This is a genomic window from Stenotrophomonas sp. YJH_SMC_91, from assembly GCF_059368495.1.
In genome coordinates, this window is sequence record NZ_JCAFRT010000019.1 from 16,304 (window position 1) to 29,008 (window position 12,705).

Annotated in this window: 7 protein-coding genes, 1 tRNA gene and 1 pseudogene; 8 read left to right on the forward strand and 1 reads right to left on the reverse strand. The window is 61.8% G+C overall.

All coding sequences use genetic code 11. The annotated features are described in order from the left end of the window. Window positions 1-171: 171 nt before the first annotated feature. The 6 genes and pseudogenes from AC5P5X_RS18130 to AC5P5X_RS18155 all read left to right on the forward strand — a co-directional run bounded on the left by AC5P5X_RS18130 (window position 172) and on the right by AC5P5X_RS18155 (window position 9,581). Complete coding sequence (locus AC5P5X_RS18130; protein ID WP_181453856.1) at window positions 172-4,842, forward strand: RHS repeat-associated core domain-containing protein; 4,671 nt, start codon at window positions 172-174, stop codon at window positions 4,840-4,842. A gap of 1,353 nt (window positions 4,843-6,195) precedes the next feature. Beyond that, window positions 6,196-7,059 (forward strand): annotated as a pseudogene (locus AC5P5X_RS18135) (RHS repeat-associated core domain-containing protein); the annotation flags it as partial. A 281-nt stretch (window positions 7,060-7,340) separates the two neighbouring features. Beyond that, on the forward strand, window positions 7,341-7,511 hold the full coding sequence (locus AC5P5X_RS18140) for a hypothetical protein (RefSeq protein WP_154329644.1): 171 nt from the start codon (window positions 7,341-7,343) through the stop codon (window positions 7,509-7,511). Window positions 7,512-7,525: 14 nt separating this feature from the next. Next, window positions 7,526-7,993 carry a hypothetical protein gene (locus tag AC5P5X_RS18145; protein ID WP_223846448.1) on the forward strand — a complete coding sequence of 156 codons (468 nt, stop codon included), beginning with the start codon at window positions 7,526-7,528 and terminating at the stop codon, window positions 7,991-7,993. 644 nt (window positions 7,994-8,637) lie between these two features. Then, on the forward strand, window positions 8,638-9,135 hold the full coding sequence (locus AC5P5X_RS18150) for a hypothetical protein (RefSeq protein WP_223846447.1): 498 nt from the start codon (window positions 8,638-8,640) through the stop codon (window positions 9,133-9,135). Beyond that, complete coding sequence (locus tag AC5P5X_RS18155) at window positions 9,132-9,581, forward strand: hypothetical protein (protein WP_043034236.1); 450 nt, start codon at window positions 9,132-9,134, stop codon at window positions 9,579-9,581. Before AC5P5X_RS18150 ends, AC5P5X_RS18155 begins: the two co-directional genes overlap by 4 nt. An 82-nt stretch (window positions 9,582-9,663) precedes the next feature. On the opposite strand, the gene AC5P5X_RS18160 is transcribed toward AC5P5X_RS18155, so the two are convergent. Continuing rightward, window positions 9,664-9,740, reverse strand: a tRNA-Arg gene (locus tag AC5P5X_RS18160). A gap of 149 nt (window positions 9,741-9,889) precedes the next feature. Here AC5P5X_RS18160 and ubiA point away from each other — a divergent pair. Together ubiA and AC5P5X_RS18170 are read left to right on the forward strand one after the other, a co-directional pair. Further along, complete coding sequence (gene ubiA / locus AC5P5X_RS18165) at window positions 9,890-10,783, forward strand: 4-hydroxybenzoate octaprenyltransferase (RefSeq protein ID WP_005411493.1); 894 nt, start codon at window positions 9,890-9,892, stop codon at window positions 10,781-10,783. Between the two features lie 375 nt (window positions 10,784-11,158). Next, the gene (locus AC5P5X_RS18170; protein WP_005411492.1) at window positions 11,159-12,583 is read left to right on the forward strand and encodes a short-chain fatty acid transporter; all 1,425 of its coding nucleotides are present in this window, start codon (window positions 11,159-11,161) and stop codon (window positions 12,581-12,583) included. Window positions 12,584-12,705 lie beyond the last annotated feature (122 nt).

Sequence of the window (12,705 nt, forward strand, 5' to 3'; positions counted from 1 at the left end):
GACCCATTCCACAGTTTTTGACTTGAATGTGTAAACCACATCGGAGATAACGTCCCCAAGCGGCCACGCCGCATTCCGGACCAGGGACGATCCGAAGCATGACGTGAGGAGGCTGCTGCCCCACGTTCTCGTTCCCGCCGGCGCTGTGTCCGTCCAGGAAGGAGAACAGGGATGTTGAAGGCAAACTCTGGCACTTCGCTCATCAGTCTGGCGCTGTTCGTGCTGGCGTGCTCGACGTCCAGCGTGCAGGCGCAGGAGATCGAGAAGAGATGGGAAAGCTACTTCTCGATGGGAGAGCCCCGTTCCACGGAGGCGGCTGTCCAGAAAGACATACGGGCCTTCTTCGCCGAGTATGAGGTCGATAAGCCTTTCGTTTGGGAGGTCAAGCGCCAGAGGGCCCTTCCTAACAAGACGATCTATGACTATCGCGTCAAGCCCGAGAAGATCGTCACCACGGATTGGGTGTATGAGCAGAACCATCAGAAGTACGCCACGGAGGATGCCGTCCGCAGCATGTTCCTGTCGAAGAATGCGAGCGATCCGCGGTGCGCTGCCACCGTCATGACTGAAGAGGCCTGGGAGGAGGTTGGCGGGCTTGGAGTGGGAGATGACGGCAGCGTCATCAACGAGAGCAAACGCTATAAATTCGTCAAAAACAGTTACTACGAGGGGACCAAGGCCTGCTCGGAGCTGGTCTTTTGGGAACACGCCTATCGGAGTAGAACCGCAAAATGCATGAATCACCCCACGATGATGTGGGACGAGAACCTGGGCATGTGTGCCCTGATCCAGCAGGACGACCCAAACATGGCAATGCTGCTGGCGTACTGGACTTCTCCTTTGCCGCCGCAGGAGTGCAAAGTCGGTAATCCGTGCGACCCCACCACCGGCGACAAGTCTCAGCCGGAAGCGGACCTTGATCTCGGGTGGGTCCGCTTCGATCGCCAGTATCATTCCTTGACCGGCACCAGCGGCGGAGCCATGGGCCAAGGATGGACGCACTCGCACAACATTCGCCTGACGCTCGGCGTTGACGACACGGACTTTCCACCGAGTTCGGAAGTCCAGGTGGGTTTGATTGACGCTGAGGGTGGCCAGCTCGCCTTCAAGAAGGTGGGAGCGGTGTATGAGGCAATGGATGGCAGTGGGGACCGCGTGGCTCAACAGGGGAGCCTATGGTTGTTGTCGCGGGCTCAGGAGCGCATTCAGTTCGATGCCGGCGGCCTGATGCAGCGCCGCGATTTCGAAGACGGAACCTCGCTAACCTATGCACACGACAGCCGTGGCCGCCTGCTCAGCATCACCCATTCAACCGGCCGGCGCGTGGACGTCCAGTATCTCGCGCCGGGTGACGATTCGCTGATCTCGGCCCTGGTGATCGCCGGCCAGCCCGTGGTGAGCTACGCCTATTCCCCGGCCGGGGAATTGATCAGTGCGACCTACGCAGACGGTGCCAGCCGCACGTATCACTATGAGGACGCCCGCTTCCCGGGCTACCTGACCGGCATTACCGCCGAGGGCAACCAGCGTTACAGCTGGTACGGCTACGACGCCAAGGGGCGGGTCACCTGCAGCCGCCATTCCGGCGATTGCAGTCAGGCCGACGTGGGCATTGATGGCGTGCGCCTGGAGTACACCCTGGCAGGCACCACGATCGTCACCGACGCACTGGGCAAGCAGAGTACCTACGCATTGACCGCCAGCGGCGCCAGTGGCCTTCCGCGCAAGGTCAACGGCGTCACCGAGAGCAACGGCAGCATCAGTCGCACCTATCTGCCCGAGGGCACTGATTTCCGGCGCCGGCTGCAGTCGGTGACCGATCGCCGAGGCGTTGTCACCCAGTATGCCTATTCCGAGGCCAGCGATGCTGCCGCAGGCGCCATCAGCGTGACCACCACCACTGAAGCGGCCGGTACTCCGGACCAACGCGTCAGCGAAACGCGAGTGGCTCTGGACAGCAATCGGCTGGTGCAACAGACCGTCGGCAACCGTGAGATCCGCATCGTGCGCAATGCACGCCTCCAGCCGACCACCATCGCCGTGCGCGACATGGTGACCGGTGACACCCGCGTCACCACGCAGACCTACTGTGAGGCAGAGGGCCCGGAGTGCCCGCTGATGGGACTGCTGCGTAGCGTGGATGGCCCGCGTAGTGATGTGGCGGATGTCTCCACCTATGCCTACTACACCGCGGATGACGCGGGGTGCGCGGCCAATGGTGCCTGCACCTATCGCAAGGGCGACCTGCGCAGCGTGACCAATGCGCTGGGCCAGACGGTCGAGACTCTGGCCTACGACGCGTTCGGGCGGCCATTGTCGGTCAAGGACGCCAACGGCGTGGTGACTGATTACACCTACCATCCCCGCGGCTGGCCGACCTCCATCACCGTGCGCGGCGCGACCACGACCGAGGATCGGGTGACCCAGATCAGCTACTGGCCGACCGGCCAGGTGCAACAGGTCACCGAGCCTGACGGCAGCAGCGTTACCTATGTCTACGACGCCGCCCAGCGGCTGACGGATATCGCCGACAACGCCGGCAACACCATTCACTACACGCTGGACAACGCCGGCAACCGCCTCAAGGAAGACACGCTGGATACTGGCGGCACGCTGCGTCGCACCCTGGCGCGGACGTTCAACACGCTTGGCCAGCTGACCGCGCTGAAGGATGCGGGCAACCACGCCACCGGCTTTGCCTACGATGCCAACGGCAACCCGCAGACGATCACCGACGCACTGCAGCGCGTGACCAGCCAGCAGTACGACCCGCTCAACCGCCTGGCGCAGACCCTGCAGGACGTCGGCGGCGTCGCGGCGGAGATCCGCAGTCAGTACAACGCGCTGGACCAGGTCACCCGGGTCACCGACCCGAAGGGCCTGCATACCACCTACGCCTACAACGGTTTCGGTGATCTGACCGGCCAGGTCAGCCCGGACAGTGGCGCCAGCAGCTTCACCGTGGACGCCGCCGGCAACCGCAAGACCGCCACCGATGCGCGCGGCGTCACCGCCACCTATCACTACGATGCGCTCAACCGCCTGATCGGCATCGCCTATCCGGACCCCAATCTGGACGTGGGCTACAGCTATGACGTGGCGCCGGCCGCCTGTGCCGCCGACGAGCGCTTCGCCAAGGGCCGCCTGGGGCAGGTGCTGCACGCAAATGGCAGCACCCAGTACTGCCATGACCGTTTCGGCCAGGTCACCCGCAAGGTGCAGACCGTCAATGGTGTGGCCACCACTCTGCGCTATGCCTACAGCAAGTCGGGTCGCTTGACCGCGTTGACCTACCCCGACGGCAGCGTGGCCGACTACGTGCGCGATACCCAGGGCCGCATCAGCCAGATCGGCCTCACCCGCCCCGGCCAGGCGCGCCAGATCGTGGTGAACAACGTGACCTATGCGGCCTTCGGCCCGGCCACCGGCTGGGCCTATGGCAATGGGCGGCAGCTGCAGCGTCCGCTGGACTTGGACTATCGCCCGCAGGCGGTGCACGACCCGGCTGCGGGCGGTCTGTCGCTGGGCTACGGCTACGACCCGGTCGGTTCGATCACCGAGCTGAAGAACGGCGCAGGTCCGACGGTGCTGGCCAAGTACGCCTACGACACGCTGGGCCGCCTGACCCAGACCCAAGACGGCGCGACCGGCACGCCGATTGAAACCTATGCCTACGACGCCACCGGCAATCGCACCGCGCTGACCACCTCGGCAGGCACCGCCAGCTACACCTACCCCGCAACCAGCCATCGCCTGACTGCGGTGGATGGCGAAGCGCGCACCCATGACGCAGCGGGCAATACCACCAGCATCGGCAGCAAGACCTTCACCTACAGCGATGCCAACCGCATGAACGCGGTGAAGCAGGGCGATGCCGTGCTGGAAAGCTACGGTTACAACCATCGCGGCGAGCGCGTGCTGCGTACTCCAGCCGGTGGCGCAGCTCAGATCACGCTGTACGATGAGGCCGGGCAGTGGCTGGGCAACTACTCGGCCACGGGGCAGGCGCAACAGCAGGCCATCTGGCTGGATAACTACCCGGTGGCGCTGATCAACGTGCCGGGCACCGGCGTGCCGGAACTTGCCTACGTCCAACCAGATCATCTGGGCACACCGCGCGTGGTGATTGATCCGGTGAGTGATGTCGCGATCTGGGAGTGGAACAACAGGAGCGAGGTGTTCGGCAACCAGATTCCGAGTGCCGATCCCGATGGCGATGGTGTGGCGTTCGAGCTGGCGCTGCGATTCCCGGGCCAGCAGGCCACGGATGCGAGTGGGTTGTTCTACAACTACCAGCGGGAATACGACCCGGCGGTGGGGCGGTATTCGCAGAGTGATCCGATCGGTTTGAGAGGCGGAGCTTCAATCTACTCGTACACAGGAAATGATCCGTTAGACTTTGTCGATCCATTAGGACTTCTCCGCTATCACTCGTGGGTCAGCAAGAAGTACCCCGCGACGACGGAATTCTTGAATGGAACGAAAGATCGAATGACCAGTCGCAAATATGATGGATTCCAGCGATACGGAAACATCGGACAGGGGCATCTTGATCAGCTTCTATCGAAATGCGATGGGCCAGTCATTACGCCAAAATACATGAGGCATGACGATGGTAGTTACGCGCCTGGCTCGGGTGAGATATTTATTCATGAGACCTATTTTGACCGCTTCGAATCGGGTGACCGAAGCCCAGAACTCCTGCAGAAGCTGGAAAGAACACTGGAGCACGAGTTGGTTCACTTCTCGGAGTATTTCTGGAACAAAAATCAGTACAAGGGCGAGGAGGGTTGGAGCTATGAAGAGTATGTCTATGGGATCAGAAGGCCTGCTTCACACTAACCTCTTTCGCGTTGGCTTGTGCTTGATAATTGCATTTACCCTATTTGGATGCGCAAAGTCATCCAGTGAAAGAGGTGCTCCGTGTAGTCATGATCCGGTGGCAATCATCCAGGCGGCATCCTCGGATTCAGCGCTTTCTGCATACGGAGGAGATGGATGGGGATCTTCACGGATAAACGTTCTATGGGATGGCGATGAATCGTCATCTTCATTGCCGTTGTGCGAAGCCAACGGCGGGAGATTTCAGTTCGTAAAGTCGTCGTCATATGATCGCACTTCGCCATTCATTGCCATTGAGAAGTTGTACTTTGATGACGATGCTGCTTTCATGGAAATCGGATTCCCTCCGACAGGAAAGAACGCAGATGTGTTCTTGAGAAAAGAGGAAGGAGTATGGCGGGTCAAGAAGACACATCTATGGGAGAACTAGCCCCATCCACATCGGGTCTCTACGTTTGCTCCGTCTGCCCTAGCATCCCGTGCGTCGGACCCGAGCTGATTCTTCTCGAACGCTACCTCCATGATCGCCATTGTTCGGTAGCACACGCCGCATGTGCGGCGTGTGTTCCATAACATCCGCATCGGGCCTGCTTTAATCAGCAGGCCACAGCGCAGCCACCCGGTCCGCCCACCAGCTCGGTATCCGACTAGATCACGGGGGGCGTGTGGCGTGCGGCAGCTCTCACTGGACGAGAACACTGGTGGGGCCAAGGGACTCAACAGGAAGCAATCAGTACCCATACTCAACTGAACGCCGTGCTCTCCCAGGTATCCTCGCCCCCTGGTCAGACCGCGACGGCAGTCAGTGCAGTAGCATCCAAGTATCCCGTACAACTACTGAGCCGCGCTGCCTCGGGTTTCGGTGTCAGTTATATATTTTCACCAGCGGTAAGGATCCCGGTATCCGGCTCGCTGTCTATGTTCATCCTTTAGAGTTACCTATCAGCATCCTGATGCTGTCGCAGCGGCGGCAATAGTTGGTGAGGAGGTTTGCCGGTGAGGTCGATACTTTCATTCACGTGCTCCTTCTGCGGGGCACGTGAACAGAGCTTCTCTACATTCAATTCACTTAACAGGTCGGTGCGGAAGTATTGCGGGCGTTGCGGATTCGGCGTCGAGTCTGTACAGATATGTGCTTCTTCTACTCTATGCTCATGTACTGGCCGTCATCGCTGCATTACCTTCGTGCTTGCGGTTACAGGCAATAAATGGTGGCTGGCCCTGACAGTTGTAATAGTGTTTGCACTCTTGGTCCTCGCTCCTGCCATGGTAATTCACGCCAAAAACGCGGTGCGTTGCGCGGGTACGGAATCGTAGAATTGCCATCCTTGGACTCAATCGGCCGCAACGACCTCTGAACTGAAGAACGGCACATGCTCGACGGTGCTGGCCAAGTACGCCTACGACGCTCTGGGCCGCCTGACCCAGACCCAGGACGGCACGACCGGCACGCCGATTGAAACCTATGCGTATGACGCCACCGGCAATCGTACCGCGCTGACCACGTCGGCAAGCACCGCCAGCTACACCTATCCCGCAAGCAGCCATCGCCTGACTGCGGTGGATGGCGAGGCGCGTACCCATGACGCAGCGGGCAATACCAGCAGCATCGGCAGCAAGACGTTCACCTACAACGATGCCAACCGCATGAACGCGGTGAAGCAGGGCGATGCTGTACTGGAGAGCTACGCCTACAACCATCGCGGCGAGCGCGTGCTGCGTACTCCAGCCGGTGGCGCAGCTCAGATCACCCTGTATAACGAAGCAGGGCAGTGGCTGGGCAACTACTCGGCCACGGGCCAGGCGCAGTTGCAGGCCATCTGGTTGGACAACTATCCGGTGGCGCTGATCAATGTGCCGAGTACCGGTGTTCCGCAGCTGGCCTACGTGCAGCCGGATCATCTGAGTACGCCGCGCGTGGTGATCGATCCGATGCGCGATGCGGCGATCTGGGAGTGGAACAACAAGAGCGAGGTGTTCGGCAACCAGATTCCGAACGCTGATCCGGATGGGGATGGTGGGGCGTTCGAGCTGGCGCTACGATTCCCGGGCCAGCAGGCCACGGATGCGAGTGGGTTGTTCTACAACTACCAGCGGGAGTATGACCCGGCAGCGGGGCGCTATTCGCAGAGTGATCCGATGGGATTCGACGGAGGGGTATCTACCTTCTCCTATGTATCAGCTGATCCAGTGCAGGCGGTTGATCCGCTCGGACTGCTGGCCAATTGCACTTGCGTGGACGGTGGAGTTCATATCGACATCCCTATTCGCTTCAGTGGTGAGGGAGCTACTCCTGAGACTTTGAGAAAAATGATAAATGCAATTGAATCGACCTGGTCTGCGCCCGGATTTACAGTGACTGCTAGCCAGCCGGAGAAAGGTCGGTTAAACCGTGTTGAGGTTCCGCTGGGGAGGGGGCGACCGTAACTGGAGGCAGTGTCGGTAAATGGTATGCAGGAAACACTGAGTGGACGGCTGCGCACGAAGCAGGGCATTTGATGAAATTCAAGTACGATGGTCGTTTTGATATGTACGATGTGGTGTCGCAGGCGCCATCTCGTTCTACCAAGCCCGTTCCGGGGTGGGAGGGAAACATCATGGCAGAGCATCTTGGCGTTCCAGACGATAGGGTTCGGGATGCTATCAAGAAGCGGTTGGGGTGCAAATGATGGTGAGTCTACGCGTGGCTGCGCTCCTTCTTCCATTGCTCGGAGGCTGTGGCACTAGCCAGATCAAACACATTGAATGGAACTCAGATTGGGTGGACGTTTCATCGGATGAGATCATTCCTGGGAACTCGACGACACTTCGAAGTGACCGCTTGGCCACCTTGAATCCGCAGAGCGAAAAATCGATTGCTCAGTGGATGCTCGATCAGAACTTGAGCATCATCCAAGCATCGGATGCGGCTGAGAAATTCGCGCCACTACAGTTGAATGGGTTAGTGCCGGCAGAGGGGGAGACTGTTTATCTCGTCAGAGCGGCCTGGGGTGCAGGAGGCGGGAGTTTTGTCGGCTACATAAATGACAATGGAATTCTCATCTTGTACGGGGTAATGGGAAGTTGTGGGGAGCAAGTGCATCGAGTGGTTGCTGTGAGCCTGAGTAAGAGGCCTGCCAAGGTCTTCGGAGGGTGTTCAGGAGCGCTTTGAAGATTCTTATGTGTGTGGGTCTGAGGTGGGAATAGGGAAGTGGGAATTTAATTTGCGAGCGCTCTGTTGGTGTGTTTGCGGGCGGGGGCATAGATTGCAGCTGTTGAGCGGCTTGGCGACACCGTGGTCTTCATTGAGGCCTCTGTCGGCGCAGAAGATTGCACTTCTAGTAGAGGGCGCTTGGGAAGGCCGGTTGATTCCTGTCAAATCATGACTCTTGAGCAGAGCTTCCCGGGACGATCGAGCTATCGATCACAGGCGTAACAGTAGACCGCTAGACCAGATGGGGACGGGCTGTTCTTTTTCATGCGAATCCATGGTGGGTGCGGAGCGATTGGCCGTTGTGGCGCATTGATCGATTGAGGGCATCACCCCACGGCGCACGCACCGCTTGGCTTGAGCTGGGGCAGGTTGCGGGGCATGTAGGCCGGCAGGGAGCTGACGCAGGGATGGATTACAGGACGGATCACCATCGGGCCAACGCAATGGGCTCTACCGTGCGTGCAGCTAGATGAACATCATGGATCTTGTACTCAGCGAACTGCTTTCCCGGTTCGGTGTCGACAGTGACTCGGGCAGGCAGGTACTCTCGAGCGCTGCGCGATGGGCTGCGTGAGTAGGCCGCCAAGCAGGAGGCAAGGTGCATGAGCTCCCGCGCTCCTCCACAACAGAACGCGATCGGCCTGCACGCCTCGGAGAGGTACAAGATGAAAGCGAGGCAGATTCTTCGGTACGGGCTGGCCTACGCGGTGTCGTGTGGAGCACTCTGGCTATTCCTGCACTTTGTGGGCAGGGCGCTTTACGCCTTCGACTCACATCAGGTTTTCTTCTGGCTGTATGCCGTCAGCCTTCTGTTGCTGGGAATTGGCGCACGGGTTCCCGCCGCTGGCCGCCTGACGTTCAGGCGGCTTGCCAAGGGGGCTGGCTTGGGGCTGCTCGCGGGCCTTCTGGCCCAGGTCGTGGTACTTGTACTGGAAGCCTACAGATTCAGCGGATTCAGGCCATCGCTGCTCTGGCACGTACCGGTTTCGCTGACGGTGATCAGCGTCGTGCTGCTCACGCCGCTCTGGGGCGTAGTGCTGGTTGCCCTCACCGCCGCATTCCGCCGCGACAACCACCCACATCAGGCCTCGAACCCATGAAGCGCCTGACTGCCTTTTGCCTCGCGGCCGCACTGACATCCTGTGCGGCGCATCCGAACCGCACGACGAAGTGTCAGCCGGCCCAATTCACTTACATCGGCACCGAGAGCATCGACGGGCTGACCTATGGGCGCTTCCAGGTCAGCCACAACGCTGGTCAGCCGCTTCAGCTGTGGGTGGATGAGAGACGCAGGTTGAACTCAAGGACCGCTCGCGCAGAGATGAGGCGCACAGGCGAAGATGCCTGGCGGCCTTACAACGTGATCCTTGAGGAAATCACACCGGGAGCGATCGGGGTGTCGATCGGGCAGGATGAACAGCAGAGCGTTCTGTTCGATGGTGATGGCCTGTTCCTGCCCGGCGCATCCAGCGCGGGCGCGAATTACTCCATCGTGGTACAGGACGCTGCCGGTTGCGAACATCGCTCGGCAACGTTCATTCCCTGACATTCCTGGCGGCGAGCCGGATTCCTTGCGACTTCGCAGCATCGCCCGGTTGGGACGCTGCGTACAGGCAATGAAGGAAAAATGGCGCGCCCGGAGGGATTCGAACCCCCGACCAATGGCTTCGGAAGCCACTACTCTATCCGGCTGAGCTACGGGCGCGTTGTAGAACCGCCGCGCCGTCGGCCAGTGCCGGGGCGGGCATCGCAGCGCCATGAAGCGGTGCGGGACCGGCATTCTATCCAGTTTCGTCGAACAAATCTCCCCCCACCGGCAAAGCCCTGCCGGAGGGGCAGGAGTATCCTATCGCCATGGCTGATACCCCCCTCACTTCGCCGCAGTCGCCGGCGACGCCGCGTTGGCGGCATTACTGGAGTCTGATGCGTGCTGATCGCCCGATCGGCACGTTGCTGCTGCTGTGGCCCACCTGGTGGGCGTTGTGGCTGGCTGCCGGCGGCCTGCCGCCGCTGTGGACGCTGTTCGTGTTCACCGCCGGCGTGTGGCTGACCCGCTCGGCCGGTTGCGTCATCAACGACTACGCCGACCGCTGGCTCGACCCGCACGTGGAGCGGACCAAGGCGCGTCCGCTGGCCACCGGCGCGATCAGCGGACGCGCCGCGCTGGCGTTGTTCGCCGTGCTGATGCTGGTGGCCTTCGGCCTGGTGCTGACCCTGAACGGGCTGACCATCGGCCTGAGTTTCATCGGCGTGTTCCTGGCCGCCAGCTACCCGTACCTGAAGCGCTACACCCATCTGCCACAGGTCTACCTGGGCATGTCGTTCGGCTGGGGCATCCCGATGGCCTTCGCCGCCGTGCAGGGCGAGGTGCCGATGCTGGGTTGGCTGCTGTACGCCGGCAACATCCTGTGGTCCACCGCCTACGACACCTGGTACGCCATGGTCGACCGCGAGGACGACCTGAAGATGGGCTCGCACTCCACCGCGATCCTGTTCGGCGACCTCGACCTGGTCATCCAGGGCGTGCTGTACGCGCTGTTCCTGGCCACCATGGCGCTGGTCGGCGTGCGTGGAGGGTTGGGTGGGTACTACCTGGCCGGTGTGGCCGTGGCTACCGCGCTGGTGGTGTACGAGTTCTGGATCTGCCGCAACCGCGAGCGCGGCCCCTGCTTCAAGGCGTTCCTGCACAACAACTGGGTGGGTGCCGCGCTGTTTGCCGGCATCGCCGTGGATCTGGCACTGCGTTGAGCCCAAGGTGAGGTAGAGCCGGCCGCTGGCCGGCTGCACCCGTGCGCGATCGCGAGATTGCCGGCCAGCGGCCGGCACTACCACCACCCACCACCTGCGACCGTCCCCGGGTCTGGTAGAGCCGGCCGCTGGCCGGCTGCACGACCAACCCAATTGGGAAATTGCCGGCCAGCGGCCGGCGTTACCGCCTTCCACCACCTGCGATGATGCTTGGATCTGGTAGAGCCGGCCGCTGGCCGGCTGCACCCGTGCACGATCCCAAGGTTGCCGGCCAGCGGCCGGCACTACCCTCCTCCGCGACCTACGACCAATAGGTGGCTGACAGGCCGCACCCCACCGCCCAGAATCGATCCATCGAACCTGGGAGGGTAGGCGATGGCCTCGACGGCAGCAGTACAGGACGGCTGGATGGCGCGCGCAGCGCTGCGCTCGGCCGCCTGGGCGGAAAAGTGGTTCCCCGATGCGTACGTGTTCGCGGTTCTGGGCGTGGTCATCGTCGCGCTGGCCGCGATGGGCTTCGGCTCGACCCCGCAGGCCACCGCCAGCGCCTTCGGTGACGGTTTCTGGAGCCTGATTCCCTTCACCATGCAGATGGCCTTCGTGGTCATCGGTGGCTACGCCGTGGCCACCGCGCCGGTGGTCGCACGCTTCATCGATTTCCTCGCCCGGGTGCCGCGTACCGGCCGCGGTGCGGTGGTGTACGTGGGCCTGGTCAGCATGCTCGCTTCGCTGCTCAGCTGGGGCTTCTCGCTGGTGTTCGGTGGCCTGCTGGTGCGCGCGCTGGCCCGCCGTACCGAACTGCGCATGGACTACCGCGCGGCCGGTGCGTCGGCGTATCTCGGCCTGGGGGCGGTGTGGGCGATGGGGTTGAGTTCCTCGGCCGCACAGCTGCAGGCCAATCCGGCCAGCATGCCGCCGGGCCTGGTCGAGATCACCGGCGTCCTGCCGTTCACCGAAACCATCTTCCTGTGGCAGTCGATCGCACTGACCGCGGTGCTGATCCTGGTCTCGCTGCTGATCGCCTGGTTGACCGCCCCGGCCGCCGGCAGTGCCCGTACCGCTGAAGACTTCCCCGGCGCCGCGCAGGCCGAGCCGGAGCCGTTGCAGCGCCGCACGCGCCCGGGCGAATGGCTGGAGTACAGCCCGCTGCTGACCGTGCTGCTCTCGCTGCTGGCGTTCGGCTGGCTGTTCAACGAGTTCGCCAACAAGCCGGTGGTCACCGCCATCGCCAACCTCAACACCTACAACTTCCTGTTCATTTCGCTGGGCCTGCTGCTGCACTGGCGGCCGCGCAGCTTCCTCAACGCGGTGGCCAAGGCGGTGCCCAGCACCACCGGCGTGCTGATCCAGTTCCCGCTGTACGGTGGCATCGCGATGATCCTCACCCACGCTGCCGGTGGCGACGGGCAGACACTGGCGCACCGGCTGTCGAGCCTGTTCGTGCACGTGGCCAGCACCGATACCTTCGCGCTGGTGATGGGCGTTTATTCGGCGGTGCTCGGCTTCTTCGTGCCCTCCGGTGGTGGCAAGTGGATCATCGAGGCGCCGTACGTGATGCAGGCCGCCAACGAACTGAAGGCACACCTGGGCTGGGCGGTGCAGGTCTACAACGCGGCCGAAGCGCTGCCGAACCTGATCAATCCGTTCTGGATGCTGCCGCTGCTGGGCGTACTGGGCCTGAAGGCACGCGACATCGTGGGCTTCACCTTCATCCAGCTGCTGGTGCACATCCCGCTGGTGCTGGGCCTGCTGTGGCTGCTGGGCATGACCCTGGCCTATGTGCCGCCGGTGATGCCCTGAATGCTGGGCTGGCTTGCCTGCGTGAGTTGGGAAGCCAGCCTCCTTCCGCGCGTGTTTCCGGCTGAGAACGCCATGAATGCGCGCCATGCTGACCACTGCATGAGCACATGCCGAACCCGCAT